Below are 20586 nucleotides of genomic sequence, written 5' to 3'. Positions count from 1 at the left end.
TGCAGCGTGACGCGCGGCACGAACGGCACCCCGCGGGCGAGGGGCCGCCGCGATGCCGGCCGTCACGGGACTGCCATCCCCGCCGGGCACGCTGCGCGGTCGTCTTCGACCTCCCGAGAGCCCCCACGATGCTGACCCCGACCCGGCTGGCCGCCGTTGCCGCCCTCGCCTTCGCCGCCGCCCTGCCGGCCCAGGCCGCCGACTTCGCGCTGCAGCGCGTCTGGCAGTACGCCCACGCCGCCACCGGCGTGCCTGGCCAGAAGGCCGAGATCGTCGCCCACGACGCCCGCAGCGACACGCTGTGGGTCGCCGGCGTGGTCGGTGTCGACGTGCTCGACCGCGCCAGCGGCCAGCTCGTCGCGCACCTCGACGTCTCGCACCTGGGGGCCGTCAACAGCGTCGCCATCGCGCGCGGCGTCGCCGCGCTGGCCGTCGAGAACGGCCAGGACCGCACGCTGCCCGGCAGCGTCGTGCTGTTCGACACCCGCACGCGCGCGCAGCTCGGCCACCCGATCCCGGTGGGCCCGCTGCCCGACATGCTGACCTTCGCGCCCGACGGCCGCACGCTGCTCGTCGCCAACGAAGGCACGCCCAACCCGCGCCCGACCCCCGCCGGCCTGAGCGCCGAGGACCCGGTGGGCAGCGTCAGCATCGTCGACATCGTCGAGCGCACGGTGACGACGCTGCCGATCACGGCCGACATCCCCGGCCACGACCAGCTGCGCCTGTTCCCGGCCACCGGCACGCGCGCCACCCAGCCCGCCAGCTACAGCGCCTACGACCCCGAGCCCGAGTACATCACCGTCGACGCCAGCGGCCGCCGCGCCTGGGTGACGCTGCAGGAGGCCAACGGCCTGGCGCTGCTGGACATCCAGGCCCGGCGCTTCGTGAAGATCGTCGGCCTGGGCGAGAAGGACTTCAGCCTGCCCGGCAACGGCATCGACCCCAACGACCGGGACCCGGCCGACCCGGCGACGAACAACGGCGTCTTCCTGCGCCCGGTGCCGGTCTTCGGCCTGTACCAGCCCGACTCGATCGCGAGCTACCGCGTGCGCGGCCGCAGCTACCTGGTGATGGCCAACGAAGGCGATGCACGCGACAACGGCAGCGCCGACGGCGAGGACGAGCGCCGCGGCTCGGCCGGCAGCAGCGACGCCGCGCGCCTCGTGCCGTCCACCGGCCCCGCCGAGCTGTTTCGCCTGACCTACGACAACGTGACGTCGACGCCCCAGCATCTGGTGGCCTTCGGCGCACGCTCGATCTCGATCCGCGACGCCGACGGCCGCCTGGTCTGGGACAGCGGCAGCCTGCTCGACGCCGAGGCCATCCGCCTCGGTGTCTACGACGACGGCCGCAGCGACAACAAGGGCGTCGAGCCCGAGGGCGTCGCGCTGCTCGAGGTCGACGGCCGCACGCTGGCCTTCGTCGGCCTGGAGCGCACGAAGAAGGCCGCGATCGCCGCCTTCGACGTCAGCGAACCGACGGCCCCGGTCTATCTGGGCATGGTGCTCGGTGAGGGCGACGTCTCGCCCGAGGGCCTGCACGCCTTCCACGCCCGTGGCCGCCACTACCTGGCCGTGGCGCACGAGAGCAGCGACACGACGACGCTGTACGAGATCGCGCCGAAGGACGGCCGGCGCCGCTGACGAGACTGTCCCCGGCGGCACTGGGTATCCCTGTGGACAACCCGGGGGCGCGGCACGCAAGTGACTGTGCCCCGCGGGTTTTCCCTGGATTGCTCAAGAAACAGGCAGTGGCGCGCGCCCGGTGCACCCGGCGTCGCCGCGACGGCCCCGCCCCGGTCACCAGATCGCCAGCCCCTTGCTGAGCACACGCTGCATCCAGCTGCGTGCCGCCGTGTCGGCGACACCGCCGCGGCCCACCGCCTCCAGCCGGGCATCGACGATGTCGGCCGACGCGACGACGTTGCCGGCCTTGATGTCGTCGGGATTGACGACACCGGAGAAGCGCAGCGTCGTCACGCCCTCGTTGTAGGCGATGCTGCGCTCGCCGGCGACGACGAGGTGGCCGTTGGGCAGCACGTTGACCACCGACGCGGCGATGCGGCCGCTGAAGCGGCTGGAGTTCTCGGTCGAGCCCTTGCCGACGAAGGAGTCGCTGCCGCCGGCCTGGGCGTCCAGGTCGAGCAGGCTCCTGAGCGCGCCGCGCACGTTCTGCGAGTCCGTGCCGGGGCCCTTGGTCGCGATCTTGTTCTCGCGGCTGGTGTTGGTGGTGACCTTCTGGTTGGCCGCCAGGCGCTCGTCGATCTCGACCTTCAGCGTGTCGCCGATCGAGCGCGGGCGCTTCTCGCCCGAGAACATCGTCGCGATCGGCGCGCCGGGCTGGAACAGCGAGCCGGTGGCCGCCCGCTCGACATAGGACGGCGGGGCCACCGCGGTGACGGCGGTCGGCACGCTGAGCGTGCTCGGCGAGGGGGCGGCACAGCCGCCGAGCACGGCGGCGGCCGCGGCCAGCAGGACGGCGGTCGGGCGATTCATCTGGAACTCCTCGGAAACAGGGGTGCGGGGCACAGGCTCGGGGTCAGGCCCCGGTGAGCAGCGCCGAGACGACGGGGGCGAGCTTGTCGCGTGTCGAGGACCACTTGCCGGCCTCGAGCAGGCCTTCAAGCCGGTACTGGCTGGTGGCCAGCGTGCGGCCGCTGGAGGTCTGCAGCGTGAGCGAGGCCTGGCGCAGGTAGGGGCGGTATTCGGCGGCGAATGGCGTGGTATCCCAGGCGATGGCCGCGGTATATCTCAGCCAGGCGTCGCAGGTCTGCCGTGGAGTGCCTTCCTCGTAGACCCGGCTGTCGATCCGGCGGGCCTTGAGTTCGGCCTGCAGCGACGGCACGAAATCGACGATCTGGGCGTCCGGGCGATATTCGATGCACAGCGCCGAGACCGCCAGCGGCTCGTGGAAGACGGTATGCCGGGCCTCGCTCGGGCCGTACAGCACGGCATGCTGCACGGCCGCACCGGCGGCTTTCGCCAGTTCCAGCGTCGGCAGCGGCGAGACCAGCGAGCAACCCGACAGCAGCAGCGTCGCGGCGGCGGCGAGTTCAGACCGCTTCATGGATCGCCTGCCCGACCGACAGCACGCCCATCGCCGCGTAGCCGGCCACCGTGTCGACCGCGTCGGCGACACCACCGACGACGTCCGACGCCGTGTCGACCACGCCCTGCAAGGCATCGCCGACGGCATCGGCCGCGTCGGACACGGTGTCGACGACGCCGCCGACGGTGTCGGCGACACCCTGCTGCAGCGCGTCGGCGGCGCCGGCGAGCGTCGCGCCCAGCGAGGCGACCGCGTCGACGCCATCGTCGACCCAGTCGTCGAGCGCGTCGAGCGCGTCGCGGCTGAACGAGCAGGTGGCGCCGCAGGCGCTGCCGGCGGCGTTGGCGGCGCCGATCGCGGTGGCCACGACGGGGCCGAAGGCCTTGACGTTGCGCTCGTATGCGCCGACGTCGCTGCGGGGATTGATGTAGGCCGTCGCGAGGGATCCGATGGTACTCATGGGCACTCCTTCCAAGTGCCCTCAGATTAACTATCGGATCACCCCCGAAAACCTCGAATAGACCCCCCGAAAACCACCTATATCGAGTTTCCGGAGATATTCATGACGGCGCCACGACGATATTCGACGGGATATTTCCGAATATCACCCGGAGGTGATCTCCGGTCGCAATCGGTCACGTTCGCGGAGGTGCGCGCCTCAGTCGCGGGCGCCCAGCCGCAGCATCAGCCGCAGGTACTCCAGCTCGGCGTGCATCTTCTGGAGCTCGTCGCGCAGCTCGGCGAGCGCGGCCAGCGCGGCGCGGGCCGAGGCGGGGACCTGGCCGGCGGTGGATTCGGGCTTGGGCGTGTCCATGCGCTGCATCGTTGCGCCGCGCCCGGCGGCCCGGAACCCCGCGCCCCGGGGTCACCCCCGCATTCGGGTCATGCGCAGACGGCGCCGCGGCCCAGCCACCAGGCCAGCAGCACCAGCACGACGACGCCGAACACCCAGCCCAGCACGAGCCGGCGCCACAGCGGCGGCGCACCGGCCAGGCCCATGAAGTCCAGCGCCACTGCCGCGGCCTTGGCGGCGGCGAGCGTGAACACCAGCGGCATCGGCCACCACGCCGCGCCGCTGCCGGACTCGCCCAGCGCCCAGGTGGTGGCGGTGGCGACCAGCAGCGCCGCCCAGACGAGATCGATGCGCGAGAGCTTCATCGCAGCACGTAGAGCAGCGGGAACAGCACGATCCACAGCAGGTCGACCATGTGCCAGAACGCCGCGGCGGTCTCGGGCACGTGGGTGCGCCCCGGGCCGTAGGCGCCGCGCCCGGCCAGCCACCAGACGACGGCCAGGAAGACCATCGCGGCGACGACGTGCAGCAGGTGGAAGCCCGACAGCACCAGATAGAACATCCAGAAGGTGTTGGCCGCCAGGTCGGCGCCGGCGGCCACCTTGGCGGCCAGCTCGTCGAGCTTGAGGACGCTGAACAGCGCGCCGCAGGCCAGCGCCGCGGCCAGCCAGCGGCGGGCGCCGGCCGTGCGCCCGGCGTCCAGCGCCGCCACCGCATGCGCGACGGCGGCGCTGCCGCTGATCAGCAGCACGGTGTTGAACGCGCCGCGGTCCAGGTCCAGCGTCGCCTGCAGCGTCGCGAACAGCTCCGGCTCGCGCAGCCGGGCGAAGGCGTAGGAGACGAACAGCAGGCCGAAGGTCAGCAGCTCGGCGGCAATGACCAGCCAGACCGCCAGGTCGCCGGTCAGCCGGGGTTCGGCGGCGGGTTCCGCGGGGCTGCGGGCCTCGGGCGGCAGGACGACTTGAAGCTGCATAGTTGAAGCATCTTAAGGATTTGATCAGTCCGAAGCAATACGCTGAATGCACCTTCAACAGAGGCCGACCCGATGTCCTGTTCCTGCTCCAACCCGTCCGAAGACGGCATCCACGTCTTCGATGCGCGCGGCATCGCCAAGCGCTTCCGCCACGCCGCGATCTTCGGTGCGCTCGACGCGCTCGAACCCGGCGAGACCATGCGCTTCGCCAACGACCACGACCCGCTGCCGCTGCTGATGCAGATCGAGCAGCACTACCGCGGCCAGGTGCGCGCCACCTATCGCCAGCGCGCCCCGGGCGCGGTGGTCATCGACTTCCTGGTCAGCTGAACGCGGCCGCCGCAAGGCGGCCACCCGCCGAGGAGAACGACGATGAACCTGCTGTTCTGCCCTGCCCTGCACCACTACGCGATCGGGCTGGCCGGGGTGCTCGCCGGCGCGGCACTGAGCACGGCCAGCGGCTCCTGGTGGCCGCTGGCGTTCGGCACCTCGGTCGCGGTCACCGGCTCCAGCGCGCTGGCCTGCGAGCTGCGCGAACGCGCGGCCGCACGCCGGCGGCCGGCGGCGATCACTGCGGCTGGAAGCCGCTGGCAGCGATGATGCGAGCCCAGGCCGCGCGGTAGGCGCGTTCACGCGCTTCCAACTGCGCCGGCTCAATGAAGCCGACCGACAAGCCCATCGCCGTCAGCCGTTCGTGCACCGCCGGCTGCGCCAGCACACGCGACAGCGCTGCGGCGAAGCCGTCCAGCGCCGGGCGCGGCGTGGCGGCCGGGGCGAAGACACCGTAGTACGGCAGCTCCTCGAAACCCGCCACGCCCGACTCGGCCAGCGTCGGCACCTCGGGCATCTGGGCGATGCGCCGGGTGCCCATCACCGCGACCACGCGCAGCCGGCCGTGGCGATGGTTCTCGATGAAGTCGGGCACCGACCCGACCCCCGCGGTGATCTGCTCGCCGAGCATGTCGGCCATCATCGGCGCGCTGCCGCGGTAGGGCACGGCGACGAGATCCAGGCCGTTGCGCTCGGCGACGATGCGGACCAGGAACTCCGGCACCGAAGCCGCGGCCGGGATGCCGACGGCGCCGCGGCCACCGCCCTCGCGGCGCACCCAGGCCACGTACTCGCGCAGGCTGCGCGCCGGCGTGCGTGCCGACACCGCGAAGGCGTTGGCAAAACTCGCGAAGCCGGCCACCGGCACGAAGTCGCGCGCCGGGTCGAAGCCGGGCTGGCGCAGCACCAGCGGCAGGATGGACACCGTGTGGTCGTGCGACAGCAGGAAGGTGCTGCCGTCGGCCGCGGCCGCCTTCAGCGCCTGCGCGGCGAGCTGGCCGCCGGCACCGGGCCGGTTGTCGACGATGACCGGGGCGCCGAGCTCGTCCTTCAGCCGTTCGGCGAGCACACGCGCGATGGCGTCGGTGCCGCCGCCGGGCGGAAACCCGACCAGCAGGCGGACCGTGCGCCCTTCGGCGCGTGCCACCCAGGGCGCCGCGATGGCGACGGTGGCCAGGGACTGGAGGATGCGGCGGCGGTTCGGCATGGGCATCGGTCTTCGGGATCGCGGCGTGGGGTCGTCAGGGGGCACCGGCACGCGGCCGGCGCCGAGGCTCAGAACAGCCCGGCGGTGGCCGCCGCGTCGACCAGCCGGCGCGCCAGGGCGTCGAGCTGCCCCCCGGCGTCGCCCGACGCGCCCGAGCCGGCGCGTGCGCTCCACTGCAGTCGGCCGCCGGCGACTTCGCTGACGCGGGCCTCGGCGGCGTAACGCACCGCGGAGCCGCCGCCCCCGAGCGAGCCCACCGGCAGCGTCACGCCCAGGCCGACGCCGCTGCCGCCGCTGCCGACGTGCAGGCCGCCGAAGCCGATCGACAGGCCGCCGGAGGCCGGCTCGGCCGGCGCCACCGAGACGCTGCCGACCCAGACCGCGGCCGCGCCGGCCTGGCGCGCCAGATCGACGTAACGCGCATCGTCGCGCGGGCCGGCGGCCGGCGGCGGCGGTGCATCGGGCGCCGGCACCGGCGTGGCGCCGCGCGCGGCCAGCTCGGCGGCAAAGCGTTCGACACACAGCCGCACCAGCGTCGTCTCGGCCGCCTCGCAGGCGACGAGCACCCGCGCGCCGCCCAGCGGGCGGCCGGCGTCGGGCGCGCGCCACTGGGCGTCGATGCCTCGCGGGGTGGAGGCGCAGGCGGCGAGCGCGGCCAGCGCCGCGAATGCGGCGACCCGGCGGCCGCGCAACACCAGGGAACGGGACATCGTTGCGTGCATGAGGCAGGTTCTCCGTTGGAACGGCAAGCCTAGCGCCTCGCCGCCGGGGCGTCGAACACCGGCCACGCGAACAGGCGCGCCGCGACGCGCCATCGGATGCGGCGCCGGCCGCCTCAGCCGCGTTCGAGGCGGAAGACGCCGACGGCGGCCGACAGCCGCGCCGCCTGCTGGCGCAGGCTGTCGGCGGCCGCGGCGCTCTGCTCGACCAGCGCCGCGTTCTGCTGCGTCGTCCGGTCCAGATCGCCGACGGCGGCGTTGACCTGGCCGATGCCTTCGGTCTGCTCGCTGCTGGCGGCGGTGATCTCGGCGATCAGCGTCGCCACGCGCTGCACCTGTTCGACGATGGCCTGCATCTCCTGGCCGGCCTCGCGCGCCAGCGCGCCGCCGGCGGCCACCGCCGCGGTGCTGCTGCCGATCAGCGTGCGCACCTCGCGCGCCGCCTCGGCGCTGCGCTGCGACAGCGCCCGCACCTCGCCGGCGACGACCGCGAAGCCGCGGCCGTGCTCGCCGGCGCGGGCCGCCTCGACGGCGGCGTTGAGCGCCAGGATGTTGGTCTGGAAGGCGATGGCGTCGATCGTGCCGACGATGTCGCCGATGCGCCGCGCGCCGGCCTCGATCTCGGCCATCGTCGCGGCCACCCGCTGCACGACCTCGCCGCCGCGGCCGGCGGCCTCGGCGGTGGCGCTGGCCATGCGGCTGGCCTGGGTCGCATGCTCGGACGTCTGGGCGACGGTGGCCGTCATCTGCTCCATGCTGGCCGCGGTCTGCTGCAGGCTGCTGGCCTGCTGCTCGGTGCGCGCGCTGAGGTCGGCGTTGCCGTTGGCGATCTCGCTGCTCGCGGTGGCGATCTGCCCGGCGTTGTCGCGCACCGTGCCGACCAGCGCGACCAGTTGCGCGCACATCGTGTGCATCGCGCGCAGCATGCGCTGGCCTTCGTCGCGCGCGTTCTCCGGCGGCAGCGGCAGCTGCCGGCTGAGGTCGCCGGCGGCGACCGCGTTGGCGGCGTCGATCGCGGTGGCCAGCGACCGGGCGCTGCGCCGGCCGATCTGCCACAGCAGCCCGCCGGTGCCCGCGCCCAGCAGCGCCATCAGCGCGCCGGCCCAGGCCAGCCGCTGCACGCGCGTGTCGGCGTACTGGCGCAGGTCGGCCTGCAGCGCCTGCACCGTGAGCTCGCCCAGCGCGTGCTGAAGGTCGATGACCTCGCTGGTGCGCCGCCACCAGTCGGCGCCGGGATGGTCCAGCACCGCCGCGTCGACGACCGCGCCGGTGGCGAAGTCCAGGCCCTGCATCACCGCCTCGCGGGCCTCGCGGGCGCGGGGGCCCAGCGCCGCGGCGAGGGCCGGGTCGGCGTCCATCGCGTGGTCCAGCGCCCGCGTCAGCTCGGCGCTGGCGCTGCGCACGCGCTCCACCAGCCCGGACAGCCGTGCACGCTCGGCCGGCGTGGCCTCGCCGCGCACCAGCAGGCCCATGCCGGCCCCGCGCAGCTGGCCGAGCAGCTCGCCCAGGCGCGGCAGGTGGTTCAGCGTCGCGTCCTGGAGAAAGTAGCCCGAGGCCAGCGGATGCAGCACGATCTCGGTGCTCGCGGCGATGTCGTAGACCAGGTCCAGCTGCGCCGCGACGACGGCGGTGTGGCGCTGGAAGCTGGCCGGCGCCAGCACGCGGCGGGCGGCGACCTCCTCGGCCAGGCCGCGCTCCTCGTCGAGCAGGCGCACGAGGCGAGCAGCCAGCGCGGGCTCGTCCAGCGCCGCGACGCTGGCGCGCGCCGTCGCCGCCGCGGCGTCGATCTTCGTGCGCAGCGCGGCGCGCTGGGCCTCGGCCTCGGCGTTGCCGCCGAGCGCCGCGTTGGACAGGCCGCGGTGCTGCGCCGTCAGCCGCGCCAGCGCCATCAGCGCCGTGGCCGGCGGCAGGCCCTCGAGCTCATGGCGTGCCTGGCGAACCTGCTCCAGCGCCAGGTTCAGCGCCAGCGTGCCCGGCACCGCCAGCAGCGTGAACGCCAGCACGGCGATCAGCAGCAGCTTGTGCGACAGGGACCATCGATCGAGCAGTGCAAACACGGAGACATCCTTTCCACGAACCGGAACAGCAGTTCATCAATGCCAGTTCGTGGAATCGGATTTTTCGTTTTTGCAATTTAGAGTGTTTCCAGATGAACGCGTCGAACACCGTGCAGATCTTGGCAGGCGGCCGGCGCTCAGCAGCACTCCTCCTCGACACGGTCGAGCAGCGCGATCGCCGGCGCGTCCTGCCAGGCCTCGAAGTACTCGCGGATCTGGTTGAGGTGCGAATGCACCAGGAACAGGTCGTCCGGACGCGGGCCGGAGCCGCCGGTGCGCTTGCGGTCGAAGTAGTCCCAGAAGCGGTCGCGCCGACCGGGCACGGCGAGGTGGGTGTCGATGATCTCGATGATGCGCCGGGCGTTGCCGGCGCAGTCGATGCCGGCGAAGCTGACGTAGCGGTCGGTCTTGGGGCAGTCGCAGGGACGGTGGCTCACGGGGCGGGGCTCCGGTGGTGGACGACGACAGACAATGTCGACGGTGACGGCGGCGCGTGTCCGTCGGCCAGGCGACGTTCTTCACGCACCGCCGCGCCCGGCGACGAGTTCGAGCGCCTGCATCGCCTGGGCCGACGGGATGCGCAGGCAGCGCCGGCCGCGGCGCTCGAGCAGGCCTTCGCGCTGCCACTGGCTGACCAGCGCCGACACCGTCTGCCGGGTGCTGCCGAGCAGGCTGGCGATGTCCTCCAGGCTGAGATCCAGCGGCACCCGCCAGCCCTCGCCGTCGTGTTCGCCGCGGCGCTGCGCCAGCCCGAGCACGAAACGCGCGAGCCGTGCCGGCACCTCGCGAAAGGCCAGGTCCTCGACCAGCCCCACGGCGCCGGTGAGCAGGCGGCCGAGCACCGCCATCACCGGCGGCAGCAGCGCCGGGTCGTCGGCCAGCCGGGCCATGAAGGCACGCGTGTCAACGGTCCAGACCGTGGTTGCGGCGGCGGCGGTCACCCAGGCCGGAGAGTGCGTCGAATAGACGTCGCCGGGCTCGAGAAAGGCCAGCGTCAGCTCGCGGCTGGCGCCGGTGAGGTGCACACGCAGGCGTCCGCTGGCGACGAAGAAGACGAGGTTGCGGCCGTCGCCCGGCGCGCACAGGACCTGGCCGCGAGCCAGGCGCCGCGGCACGAATCCCGGTGGCGGCGCGGCGGGCGCGGCGGCTGTCGAGAGTCCGACAAAGCTGGCGGCATGCGGGTGCATGCCGCCCATCAAGCAAACACGGGGCCGTGCGCAGCCACCGCGGGCCGCACTTCGAGGCCGGACTGACGAGGATCAAGCCCGGCGTGCGGGCCCGACGTGTCAGGCCTGGCCGATGCGGAACACGCTGACCAGATCGGCCAGACGCGCGGCCTGGGCGCGCAGGCTCTCGGCCGCCGCGGCGCTCTGCTCGACGAGCGCGGCGTTCTGCTGCGTCACGCGGTCGAGTTGGCCGACGGCGTCGCCGACCTGGCCGATGTCGCGCGACTGCGCCACCGTCGCGCCGGAGATGTCGGCGATCAGCTGGCTGACCCGCTCGACCTTGGTGACGATGTCCTGCATCGACTGGCCGGCGTCGCTGACCTGCCGCGTGCCGGCCTCGACACGCTCGACGCTGGCGGTGATCAGGGTCTTGATCTCGCGCGCCGCCTCGGCGCTGCGCTGGGCCAGCGAGCGCACCTCGCCGGCCACGACGGCGAAGCCGCGGCCCTGCTCGCCGGCCCGCGCGGCCTCGACCGCGGCGTTCAGTGCCAGGATGTTGGTCTGGAACGCGATGCCGTCGATGACGCCGATGATCTCGGCGATCTTCTGCGACGAGGCGGCGATGTCGTGCATCGTCGTCACCGCCTGGCCGACGACCTTGCCGCCCTGGGCCGCAGCGCCGGCGGCGTCGCTGGCCAGCTCGTTGGCACGCTGCGCCGAGTCGGCGTTGTGGCGCACCGAGCCGGTCAGCATCTCCATCGACGAGGCGGTCTGCTGCAGGTTGCTGGCCTGCTCCTCGGTGCGCTGGCTGAGGTCGGTGTTGCCGGCGGCGACCTCGCCGCTGGCGGTCTGGATCGACTCGGCCGACTCACGCACCTGGCCGACCAGGCGGCGCAGCGACTGCTGCATCTGCTGCAGCGAGCGCAGCAGCGCCGCGGTCTCGTCCTGGCCCTCGACACGCAGGTCTTCGCCGAGGTCACCGCGCGCGATGCGGTCGGCCGCCGACACCGCCTGCTGCAGCGGGTCGCACACCGACTGCAGCGTCAGCCACAGCGCCGGCAGCAGCACCGCCACGGCCAGCACCGTCATCGCCAGGCGCAGGTTGGCGGCCAGCGCCGAGGCGTCGGCCAGTTCCTGGCGGATCGTCGCCTGGCGCGACTGGCTGGCACGCAGCATCGCGTCGGCCGTGCCGTGCAGCGCCTTGACGTGCTCCTCGGCTTCCTCGGCGTAGGCCAGCGCGCCGGCGCTGTCCAGTACCGCCGACTGCAGCTTGTCCAGCAGCGGCCCGACGATGCCCGTGTACTGCTGCAACTGGCCCTGCTGCTGCTTGACCAGCGCCTCGATCGTCGTGTTGCCCGGATCGACCTTCGTCAGTTCGGCGTCCAGTGCCTGCACACGCTGCGCCTCGGCCTTCCACAGCCCGACGATGCGCTCGACCTCGACCGGGTTGGCGCCCGAGGCGATCGCGTCGGCCTGCAGCCGGCGCAGGTTGGTCAGCGACTCGCGCAGGCGCGCCACCGCGTCCGAGCCCTGCTGGGCGCTGTCGAACAGGGCTGCCGTGCGCTGCGTGACGATCCGGTTCTCGACCACGCCCCAGGCGCCCAGCCCCAGCAGCGCGGCGGTGAGCAGGGCCATCGAGGCCAGCAGTCGGGTTCGGAGCGTGAAACGACGTAGGAATCTGAGCATGAGGTCTGACGTGTCGGTTCGAACGGTGTCGCCGGAAACCGGCGAGGGTCATGGTCCCCTATCGTCCGGACAGGGGAAAAGTTGAATGCCGCGTGCGCCAACGGCTTCGCGTTCTGAGCGAGCGCAAGACCGGCCGGCCGCGATGCCCGCAGCGGGTGCCAAATTGACAACCGGTTTCCCTTACTGGAAACTGGTTGTCAGTTCGAGACGCACCACGATGGCCCATCCGACCGACGATCCCGCCCGCCTCGTCAGCACGCTGATGCAGGCGGTGCAGCGCCTGAGCAGCCGCCTGCTCGCACGCGGCGACGCCCTGCTCGAGCCGCTGGAGCTGAACTCGGCACGCTGGCAGGTGCTGGGCGCGATCTCCCAGGCCGGGCGGCCGCTGTCGGCGCCGCAGCTCGCCGAGGCCGTCGGCGTCACGCGCCAGGGGGCACAGAAGCAGCTGCACCTGCTGGCTCGCGAAGGCCTGGTCGCCGCGGCGGCGAACCCGCGCCACCAGCGTTCGCCGCTCTACGGCCTGACCGCCGCCGGCCGCCGCCAGCTCACCGCCGCCACGGCACTGCACGAGGCCTGGACGGCACGCCTGGCGGCCGGCCTGCCGGCGGCCGAACTCGCCGACGCGCTGGGTGTGCTCGAGGCGCTGCACGCGCGCCTGGCCGACGCACTGCCGCGCGGCCCGGCGGGCGCCACGGCGCGGCGCTGAACCCCGGCGCCAAGGACGGCTTTCGCGGCGCGGCAACGGCGTCGTATCGTCGCGGTTCAGCCGTCCGAGTCCACCGATGTCCGACCCCGTTGCCCCCGCGCCCGACGGCCGCGCGACCCCCGACTTCCGCTCGCCGGAGTTCCTGCGCCGCCACATCCGCGACACGCTCGCGTTCTACGCCGGCCGCGCCGCCGATCCCGGCGGCGGCTTCTTCCACTACTTTCTCGACGACGGCACGGTCTACGACCGGCGCACGCGCCACCTGGTCAGCAGCACGCGCTTCGTCGTCGTGCACGCGCAGGCGGCGCGCCACTTCGGCAGCGCCGACGACCTCGCGCTGGCGCGCCACGGCCTGCACTTCCTGCACGACGCCCATCGCCAGCCCGATGGCGGCTACGCCTGGCTGCTGGACTGGCACGCCGGCCGCGCCCGCGTGCTCGACACCACGAACCACGGCTACGGCCTGGCCTTCGTCGTGCTGGCGCACGCACATGCCGCGATGGCCGGCATCGCCGGCGCCCGCGAGGGCCTGGACGAGGCGCTCGAGCTGATGGAACGCCGCTTCTGGGAGCCCGACTGCGGCCTCTACGCCGACGAGGCCGACGCCGCCTGGCGGCTCGCGCCCTACCGCGGCCAGAACGCCAACATGCACGCCTGCGAGGCGATGCTGGCCGCGCACGAGGCCACCGGCGAGCCGCGCCACCTGGAGCGCGCACTGTCGCTGGCCCAGGCCGTCACGCAGGGCCTGGCGTCGAAGGCCTCTGGCCTGGTCTGGGAGCACTGGCGCCGCGACGGCGACGGCCCCTGGACGATCGACTGGGACTACAACCGCCACGACCGCAGCAACATCTTCCGCCCCTGGGGCTTCCAGACGGGGCACCTCACCGAGTGGGCCAAGCTGCTGCTGCAGCTGCAGGCGCGGCTGGCGCCGGCGCAGGCCCCGGCGTGGATCGCGCCGACCGCCAGACGCTTCTTCGACACCGCGCTGGCCCACGGCTGGGACGCGCAGCACGGCGGCCTGGCCTACGGCTTCGCGCCCGACCGCAGCGTCTGCGACGCAGACAAGTACCACTGGGTGCAGGCCGAGAGCCTGGCCGCCGCGGCCTGGCTGGCCGTGCGCCTGGACGAACCCGGCGCCTGGGGCTGGTACGACCGGATCTGGGCCTACGTCTGGCGCCATTTCGTCGACCACCGGCACGGCGCGTGGTATCGCATCCTCGGCCCCGACAACCGCAAGCTGACCGACGAGAAGAGTCCCGCCGGCAAGACCGACTACCACGACATGGGCGCGTGCTGGGACGTGCTGCGCGTGCTGGGCGCGCTCGGCCGCTGACGCGGCGCCGCCGCGTCCGGCGGGCGTCGGCGCAACACCGGGCGGCGGCCGGCGCCGCAGCCGTTGCTCCGGCGGCCCGGACAGGCGACCATCCACGCCGCGGGCGGGGGCAAGCGCCCGGAAGGAGAACGATGAGGGCTTCGTTCTTTCGCCTCGCGTGCAGCCTCGCGGTGCTGTCGTCGCCGGCCTGGGCGGCCACCGAGATCGTCGTCGCGACGGTCAACAACGAGCACATGATCGAGATGCAGCGCCTGACGCCGCATTTCGAGCGTGCCAATCCCGACATCCGCGTGCGCTGGGTGACGCTGGAGGAGGCCGGGCTGCGCCAGCGCGTGGCCACCGACGTCGCGCGCGGCGCCACCCGCTACGACGTCGTCACGATCGGGATGTACGAGACCCAGGTCTGGGCCCGCAAGGGCTGGCTGCGGCCGATCGAGCCGCCGCCGGCCTATGACGTCGACGACCTGCTGCCGGCGATCCGCGCCGGGCTCTCGGTCGACGGCCGGCTCTACGCCGCGCCGTTCTACGGCGAGAGCTCGATGCTGTACTACCGGCGCGACCTCGCGGCGCGCGCCGGCATCAGCTTCGGCGAGCGCCCGACCTGGCGCGAGGTGCGCGCCGCGGCCGAGCGGCTGAACGACCCGGCGGCCGGCGTGCACGGCATCTGCCTTCGCGGCAAACCCGGCTGGGGCGACAACATGGCGCTGCTGCTGACGATGGTCAACGGCTTCGGCGGCCAGTGGTTCGACATGGCCTGGCGGCCGCAGCTCGAGACCCGCCCCTGGCGCGAGGCCGTGACGCTCTACGTCGAGCTGCTGCAGCGCTGGGGCCCGCCGGGCTCGGCGGCCAACAGCTACAACGAGCTGCTGACGCTGTTCCGCGCCGGCCGCTGCGCGATCTGGGTCGACGCGACGATCGCCGCCGGTTTCGTCTCCGACCCCGCCGGCAGCAGCGTCGCCGGACGCGTCGGCTTCACCCAGGCGCCTTATGCGGTGACGACCAAGGGCGCGAACTGGCTCTGGGCCTGGTCGCTGGCGGTGCCGACCTCGAGCCGGCACCCGCAGCCGGCGCGCCGCTTCGTCACCTGGGCCACGTCCAAGGAGTACACGGCGCTGGTGGCACGCGAGCGCGGCTGGGCTGCGGTGCCCACCGGGACACGGCGCTCGACCTACGCCAACCCGGCGTTCCAGCGTGTCGCCGGCCACTTCGCGGCCGCCGAGAAGAAGGCCATCGACAGCGTCGACCCTGGCGACAGCACGCTGCCGCGCAGCCCCTACCAGGGCGTGCAGTACGCGGCGATTCCCGAGTTCCAGACCATCGGCGTCGCCGTCGGCCAGCAGATCGCCGCCGCGCTCACCGGCCGCACGACGGTGGAGCAGGCGCTGCGCGCCTCCCAGGCCGCCGCCGACCGCGAGATGCGCGCCGGCGGCTACTACGGCAACTGAAGCCGATGCTGCCCCGCTGGCTCGACCCCCGCCGCAGCCTGCGCGCACGTTTTGCGCTGATCCTCGGCGGCAGCGGCCTGGCACTGGCGCTGCTGACGGCGGCGGTGGTCGGCCACGTGCAGCGCGGCCAGCTCGTCGAGCAGCAGGGCCAGTCGATGCGGCGCGAGGCCCTGCTGCTGGCGCGCACGCTCGACGGCGCGCTGCGCCAGCGCCTGGAACAGCTGCAGGCCACCGCCGACCACCCGCTGCTGGCCAGCGGGCTGTTCGAGGCCGGCGACGCCCGGCTGCTGCTCGAAGGCCTGCGTGCGCAGCAGTCGGCGCTGGCCTGGGTGGCCATCGTCTCGACCGACGGGCGTGTGCAGGTGGCCACCAACGCGCTGCTCGAAGGTGCCGACCTGCGTGGCGAACCGTGGTTCGAGCCGGCGACGCAGGCACCCTGGATCGGCGGGCGCCGGCCGGCCGGTGCGCTGGCCGCCAGCCTGGGCCTCGACGACGGCGAACCGCCGCCGCTGATCGACCTCGGCGTGCCGATGACCGACATGACCGGCCGCCCGATCGGCGTGCTCGCGGCGCGCCTGCACTGGGACTGGCTGCGCGACCTGCACCGCTCGCTGCAGCGCGGCATGTCGGCGGAAACCGGCATCGAGAGCATCGTGCTCGACCGCGAGCAGCGCGTGCTGCTCGGCCCGGCGGCCTGGCTGGACCGCCCGGCGCCGCTGCCGCCCGACCCCGACAACCCGCCGCACATTGCCGCCTGGCCGGGCGAAGGCGAGTACCTGAGCGACTGGGAACGCAGCCCCGGCGGCCCCGGCAGCTCGGGGCTGACGGTGCTGCTGCGCCAGCCCGCCGCCCTCGCCTTCCGTCCCGCCGACGAGATGTCGCGACGGCTGCTGGTGCTGGGCAGCACCGGCGCGCTGGCGTTCATGCTGCTCAGCGTCTGGCTGGCCTCGCGCGTCGCGCGGCCGATCGGCGATCTGTCGGCCGCGGCGCTGCGCGTCGTGCACGAGCAGCCGCCGCGTTTCGCGGCGATGCCGGCGCGGCGCCAGGACGAGGTCGCCGATCTCGCGCATGCGCTGCGCCGGCTGCACGACGAGCTCTCGCGCCGGCTTGCCGAGCAGCAGCTGGCCACCGCACGCTACGAAACCCTGTTCCGCGACGCGCCGGTGGCGATCTACGTCGCGCTCGACGACCGGCTGCAGATCGCCAACCAGGCCTGCCTGCGCCTGTTCGGCGCGGCCTCGATCGCCGAGCTGCGCGGACGCAGCACGGCCGAGCTGTTCGCTGCCGACGACGCCGAACTGGCCCGACGGCGCCTGGAGCAGCAGGCCGCGCTGGCCGCCGGCGGCGCCCCGGGCCCGGCGCTCGAGCACCGCATCCGGCGGCTCGACGGCGGCCAGGCCGACGTCGAGTCGACCGTGATGCTGCTGGCGCTGGCCGACGGCCAGGGCGTGCAGGTCGTGCTGCACGACATCACCGAGCAGCGCCAGGCGCAGGCGGCGCTGCGCGAGCTCAACGCCCAGCTCGAGGCACGAGTCGCCGCACGCACCGCCGAGCTGCAGGCCGCCAATGCCGAGCTCGACGCCTTCGCCTACGCCGTCTCGCACGACCTGCGCGCGCCGCTGCGCGCGATGACCGGCTTCTCGCAGGCCCTGATCGAGGACCACGGCGATAAGCTGGAGCCCGAGGCCCGCGGCTATCTCGACCAGGTCGTGCTCGCCGGACAGCGCATGGGTGACCTCGTCGAAGGCCTGCTGACGCTGTCGCGCACGCTGCGCGGCGCGCTGTCGGTGGCGCCGGTGGACCTGTCGGCGCTGGCCGCGCAAGCCGCAGCCGACCTGCGCCGCGCCGAGCCCGCGCGCCAGGTCGAGGTCGAGATCGAGCCCGGCCTGGTCTTCGACGGCGACCGGCGCATGCTCGCCGCGCTGGTCGGCAACCTGGTCGGCAACGCCTGGAAGTACTCGGCCGGACGCGCCGACGCACGCATCCACGTCCATGCGCTCAGCCGTGACGGGGAGCGCTGGTTCTGCGTGGAGGACAATGGCGCCGGCTTCGACATGGCGCATGCCGGAAGGCTGTTCAAGGCCTTCGCGCGGCTGCACCGGCAGGACGAGTTTCCCGGTCTCGGGATCGGCCTGGCGACCGTGCAGCGCATCGTCAACCGCCACGGCGGGCGCATCGAGGCCGAAGGTCACCCGGGCCGGGGGGCCTGCTTCCGTTTCACCCTGCCGCCACGGCCGCAGGCCGGCCAGAACGAAGGAGCGACGGCATGAGCGAGCGTGTGATCCTGCTCGTCGAAGACAACCCGCAGGACGAGTTGCTGACGCTGCGCGCGCTGAACCGGGCACGGGTCGCCAACCGCGTCGACGTCGTGCGCGACGGCCAGCAGGCGCTGGACTACCTGTTCCGCGCCGGCGAGTTCGCCACGCGCCCGGGCCCGGACCTGCCGACCGTCGTGCTGCTGGACATCGGCCTGCCCCGGCTGACCGGGCTGGAGGTGCTGGCGCGGCTGCGTGCCGACGAGCGCACACGCTGCCTGCCGGTCGTCGTGCTGACCTCCAGCGACGAGGACACCGACCGCATCGCCAGCTACGAAGGCGGCGCCAACAGCTTCGTGCGCAAGCCGGTGGACTTCGGCGAGTTCGCCGAACGGGTCGCCGGCCTCGGCGTGTACTGGCTGGCGACCAACGAACCGCTGAACCGGGGATGAGATGAGCTCCTGCCCGCCGGCCGGCAAGGCCGACCGCATCCTCGTCATCGAGGATCTCGAGACCGACTACCAGCTGCTGCGGCGCCAGCTGCAGCAGCACGGCCTCGGGGCCGACTGCCGCCGCGCCGCGTCGCCGGAGGCCGTTCGCGCCGCGCTCGCCGAAGGCGGCTGGCAGCTGGTGCTGGCCGACCACTCGCTGCCCGGGCTGGACTTCGACGCCACGCTCGCCGAGGTGCGCCTACGGCTGCCCGAGGTGCCGGTGATCCTCGTCACCGGCACCATCGGCGAGGAGCTGGCGGTCGACCTGCTGCGCCGCGGCGTCGCCGACTTCGTGCTCAAGGACCGCATGGCGCGGCTGATCCCGGCCATCGAGCGCTGCCTCGAGGACGTGCAGCGGCGGCGCGAGGCCGCGCGTGCGGCGCAGGCGCTGGCCGACAGCGAGGCCTTCAACCGCACCATCGTCGGCTCGCTGGGCGACGGCCTGTTCGTCGCCCAGGACCGGCGTTTCGTCTTCGTCAACCCGGCACTGCCGGCGCTGCTGGGTTACGACCGCCTGGACTTCGAGGGCCGCGGCTTCGACGAGACCCTCGCGCCGGAGTCGCTGCCGCTGTGGGACGAGCGTTACCAGGCACGGCTGGCGCCGCCGACACCCGAGCCCGAGCGCCATGACGACGTTGCGCTGCTGCACCGCGACGGCCATCGTGTCTGGATGGAGCTGCGCGCGGCGCGCTTCGAACACCGGGGCCGGCCGGCGGTGCTGGGCCTGCTGCGCGACATGACCGAGCGCCGGCGCATCGTCGCCGAGCTCGAACGCCACCGCCACCACCTGGAGGTGCTGGTCGAGGAGCGCACGCGCAAGGCCGAGGCGGCCAACCGCGCCAAGAGCGCCTTCCTGGCCAACATGAGCCACGAGATCCGCACCCCGCTGAACGCCATCACCGGCATGGTCCATCTGCTGCAGCGCGAGGCGTCGCCGCAGCAGCAGCGTTCGCTGTCGGTCATCGCGCGCGCCGTCGACCACCTGCTGTCGCTGGTCAACGACGTGCTGGACCTGTCCAAGATCGAGTCCGGCAAGCTGACGCTCGAGACGGTGGACTTCGCGCTCGACGAGGTGCTCGAGCGTGCACGCGGCCTCGTCGCCGACCTGGCGGCCGAGAAACACCTGACGCTGTCGGTGGACAACCGTGCCGCTGGCGCCCGGCTGCGTGGCGACCCGACGCGGCTGGCCCAGCTGCTGCTGAACCTGCTGGGCAACGCGGTGAAGTTCACCGACCGCGGCGAGATCCGCCTGACCTGCGCCGTCGACGCCAGCGAGGCCGCCGCACCACGGCTGCTGCTCGAGGTGAGCGACACCGGCATCGGCATCGAGGCCGCGCGGCTGGCGCAGCTGTTCGCGCCTTTCCAGCAGGCCGACAGCTCGACGACGCGGCGCTTCGGCGGCACCGGCCTCGGGCTGGCCATCTGCCGCCACCTCGTCGAGCTGATGCACGGGCGCATCGACGTGCGCAGCGTGCCGGGCCAGGGCAGCACCTTCTGCATCGAGGTCAGGCTGCAGCGCGCCCAGGACGAGGCCGAGCGTGCGGCGGCACCCGCGCCGGGCATGGACCTGGAGACCCTAGTCCGCCAGCGCCACGCCGGTGCCCGCGTGCTGGTGGCCGAGGACAACGAGATCAACCAGCTGGTCGCCGAAGAGCTGCTGGAATGCGCCGGGCTGGTCGTCGACCTGGTCGGCGACGGCCGGCAGGCCGTCGAGCGCGCGGCGGCCAACGCCTACGCGGCGATCCTGATGGACGTGCAGATGCCGGTGCTCGACGGGCTGCAGGCCACCCGGGAGATCCGCGCCCGCCCCGGCGGCGAACACGTGCCGGTGATCGCGATGACCGCCAACGCCTTCGGCGAGGACCGCGAGGCCTGTCTGGCCGCCGGCATGAACGACCACCTGCCCAAGCCGGTGGCCGCCGAGCGGCTGTACACGCAGTTGCTGCGCTGGCTGCCGGCCGGGGAGACGGCGCGGCCCCGCCGCTGAGACCCCGCGCGCACGCGGGGCCGGGGCTCAGTGGTCGAGCTCGGCGTAGCCCGAGACGATCAGCCAGGCGTCGTGGCGTTCGACACACAGCTCCACCCGGTCCCCCGGGTGCAGATGCGCGAAGTCGGCGCCGGGCGTGCTCTTGGTGACGGTCCATTCGCGCTGGTCGTCGCCGTCGAGGTAGGCCAGCCCGGTACGGGGCAGGATCTCGCGGACGACGGCCCGGACGATCGACGGGTGCGACGCAGTGGACATGCGGTTCTCCTGACGGGGTGTCACCAGCCAGCCGCCACGGCGGCCGGCCTGCCGATTAGGCGCCCGGGCGCCGGTGGGGATTTGATGCAGCCCAAGCCGGGCCGAACCGCGCCCGGCGCGGCGGCCCGGCGC

General features: G+C 73.5%; 22 protein-coding genes. 9 read left to right on the top strand and 13 right to left on the bottom strand.

Annotated elements, in window-relative coordinates; translation table 11 throughout:
* Nucleotides 1-128: 128 nt before the first annotated feature.
* Entirely contained in the window at nt 129-1646 is a 1518-nt protein-coding gene (locus G5B56_RS15630) for a choice-of-anchor I family protein (protein WP_164963831.1), read from the top strand.
* A 156-nt stretch (nt 1647-1802) separates the two neighbouring features.
* On the opposite strand, the gene G5B56_RS15625 is transcribed toward G5B56_RS15630, so the two are convergent.
* From G5B56_RS15625 to G5B56_RS15600, 6 genes are all read right to left on the bottom strand, one after another.
* Entirely contained in the window at nt 1803-2498 is a 696-nt protein-coding gene (locus tag G5B56_RS15625) for a flagellar basal body L-ring protein FlgH (RefSeq protein WP_009858657.1), read from the bottom strand.
* Nucleotides 2499-2541: 43 nt separating this feature from the next.
* The gene (locus G5B56_RS15620) at nt 2542-3069 is read right to left on the bottom strand and encodes a hypothetical protein (RefSeq protein WP_009858656.1); all 528 of its coding nucleotides are present in this window, start codon (nt 3067-3069) and stop codon (nt 2542-2544) included.
* Nucleotides 3056-3511: a hypothetical protein gene (locus tag G5B56_RS15615; protein WP_009858655.1), complete on the bottom strand. Its 456-nt coding sequence runs from the start codon at nt 3509-3511 to the stop codon at nt 3056-3058. Before G5B56_RS15615 ends, G5B56_RS15620 begins: the two co-directional genes overlap by 14 nt.
* 198 nt (nt 3512-3709) lie before the next feature.
* The gene (locus G5B56_RS15610; RefSeq protein ID WP_009858654.1) at nt 3710-3865 is read right to left on the bottom strand and encodes a hypothetical protein; all 156 of its coding nucleotides are present in this window, start codon (nt 3863-3865) and stop codon (nt 3710-3712) included.
* 68 nt (nt 3866-3933) lie between these two features.
* Entirely contained in the window at nt 3934-4209 is a 276-nt protein-coding gene (locus G5B56_RS15605) for a cytochrome C oxidase subunit IV family protein (RefSeq protein ID WP_164963830.1), read from the bottom strand.
* On the bottom strand, nt 4206-4817 hold the full coding sequence (locus G5B56_RS15600) for a cytochrome c oxidase subunit 3 (RefSeq protein WP_164963829.1): 612 nt from the start codon (nt 4815-4817) through the stop codon (nt 4206-4208). Before G5B56_RS15600 ends, G5B56_RS15605 begins: the two co-directional genes overlap by 4 nt.
* Nucleotides 4818-4889: 72 nt before the next feature.
* Here G5B56_RS15600 and G5B56_RS15595 point away from each other — a divergent pair, with 72 nt between their 5' ends.
* Nucleotides 4890-5147 (top strand): DUF2249 domain-containing protein, encoded by a 258-nt coding sequence (locus G5B56_RS15595; RefSeq protein WP_009858651.1) that lies wholly within the window; start codon nt 4890-4892, stop codon nt 5145-5147.
* A 42-nt stretch (nt 5148-5189) separates the two neighbouring features.
* A complete protein-coding gene (locus G5B56_RS15590) occupies nt 5190-5417 on the top strand; it encodes a hypothetical protein (RefSeq protein ID WP_138938916.1) in 228 nt (75 codons plus the stop codon).
* Here the strand turns inward: G5B56_RS15590 and G5B56_RS15585 are convergent.
* The 6 genes from G5B56_RS15585 to G5B56_RS20100 form a co-directional block, all read right to left on the bottom strand.
* The gene (locus G5B56_RS15585) at nt 5386-6354 is read right to left on the bottom strand and encodes a tripartite tricarboxylate transporter substrate-binding protein (RefSeq protein ID WP_404947962.1); all 969 of its coding nucleotides are present in this window, start codon (nt 6352-6354) and stop codon (nt 5386-5388) included. The genes G5B56_RS15590 and G5B56_RS15585 overlap by 32 nt on opposite strands.
* Nucleotides 6355-6422: 68 nt before the next feature.
* A complete protein-coding gene (locus G5B56_RS15580) occupies nt 6423-7064 on the bottom strand; it encodes a hypothetical protein (protein ID WP_164963827.1) in 642 nt (213 codons plus the stop codon).
* A gap of 125 nt (nt 7065-7189) precedes the next feature.
* The gene (locus tag G5B56_RS15575; protein WP_164963826.1) at nt 7190-9130 is read right to left on the bottom strand and encodes a methyl-accepting chemotaxis protein; all 1941 of its coding nucleotides are present in this window, start codon (nt 9128-9130) and stop codon (nt 7190-7192) included.
* A 137-nt stretch (nt 9131-9267) separates the two neighbouring features.
* The gene (gene cowN / locus G5B56_RS15570; RefSeq protein WP_009858377.1) at nt 9268-9567 is read right to left on the bottom strand and encodes a N(2)-fixation sustaining protein CowN; all 300 of its coding nucleotides are present in this window, start codon (nt 9565-9567) and stop codon (nt 9268-9270) included.
* An 81-nt stretch (nt 9568-9648) separates the two neighbouring features.
* Nucleotides 9649-10317 carry a Crp/Fnr family transcriptional regulator gene (locus G5B56_RS15565; RefSeq protein ID WP_164963825.1) on the bottom strand — a complete coding sequence of 223 codons (669 nt, stop codon included), beginning with the start codon at nt 10315-10317 and terminating at the stop codon, nt 9649-9651.
* A 99-nt stretch (nt 10318-10416) separates the two neighbouring features.
* Nucleotides 10417-11931 (bottom strand): methyl-accepting chemotaxis protein, encoded by a 1515-nt coding sequence (locus G5B56_RS20100; protein WP_009858375.1) that lies wholly within the window; start codon nt 11929-11931, stop codon nt 10417-10419.
* A gap of 268 nt (nt 11932-12199) precedes the next feature.
* Here G5B56_RS20100 and G5B56_RS15555 point away from each other — a divergent pair, with 268 nt between their 5' ends.
* From G5B56_RS15555 to G5B56_RS15530, 6 genes are all read left to right on the top strand, one after another.
* The gene (locus tag G5B56_RS15555) at nt 12200-12688 is read left to right on the top strand and encodes a MarR family winged helix-turn-helix transcriptional regulator (protein ID WP_164963824.1); all 489 of its coding nucleotides are present in this window, start codon (nt 12200-12202) and stop codon (nt 12686-12688) included.
* A 76-nt stretch (nt 12689-12764) separates the two neighbouring features.
* A complete protein-coding gene (locus G5B56_RS15550) occupies nt 12765-14021 on the top strand; it encodes an AGE family epimerase/isomerase (protein WP_164963823.1) in 1257 nt (418 codons plus the stop codon).
* A gap of 131 nt (nt 14022-14152) precedes the next feature.
* On the top strand, nt 14153-15466 hold the full coding sequence (locus tag G5B56_RS15545; protein WP_009858372.1) for a sugar ABC transporter substrate-binding protein: 1314 nt from the start codon (nt 14153-14155) through the stop codon (nt 15464-15466).
* Between the two features lie 5 nt (nt 15467-15471).
* The gene (locus tag G5B56_RS15540; protein ID WP_164963822.1) at nt 15472-17736 is read left to right on the top strand and encodes an ATP-binding protein; all 2265 of its coding nucleotides are present in this window, start codon (nt 15472-15474) and stop codon (nt 17734-17736) included.
* A complete protein-coding gene (locus G5B56_RS15535; protein ID WP_009858370.1) occupies nt 17733-18173 on the top strand; it encodes a response regulator in 441 nt (146 codons plus the stop codon). Before G5B56_RS15540 ends, G5B56_RS15535 begins: the two co-directional genes overlap by 4 nt.
* A gap of 1 nt (nt 18174) precedes the next feature.
* The gene (locus tag G5B56_RS15530) at nt 18175-20199 is read left to right on the top strand and encodes a response regulator (RefSeq protein WP_009858369.1); all 2025 of its coding nucleotides are present in this window, start codon (nt 18175-18177) and stop codon (nt 20197-20199) included.
* Nucleotides 20200-20226: 27 nt separating this feature from the next.
* On the opposite strand, the gene G5B56_RS15525 is transcribed toward G5B56_RS15530, so the two are convergent.
* The gene (locus G5B56_RS15525) at nt 20227-20454 is read right to left on the bottom strand and encodes a hypothetical protein (RefSeq protein WP_009858368.1); all 228 of its coding nucleotides are present in this window, start codon (nt 20452-20454) and stop codon (nt 20227-20229) included.
* Nucleotides 20455-20586: the final 132 nt, after the last annotated feature.

The organism is Rubrivivax sp. JA1026 (genome assembly GCF_011065555.1).
GTDB classification, from domain to species: domain Bacteria; phylum Pseudomonadota; class Gammaproteobacteria; order Burkholderiales; family Burkholderiaceae_C; genus Rubrivivax; species Rubrivivax benzoatilyticus.
Note: the sequence above shows the minus strand (reverse complement) of the source record. Positions and strands in the feature narration are given on the sequence as shown.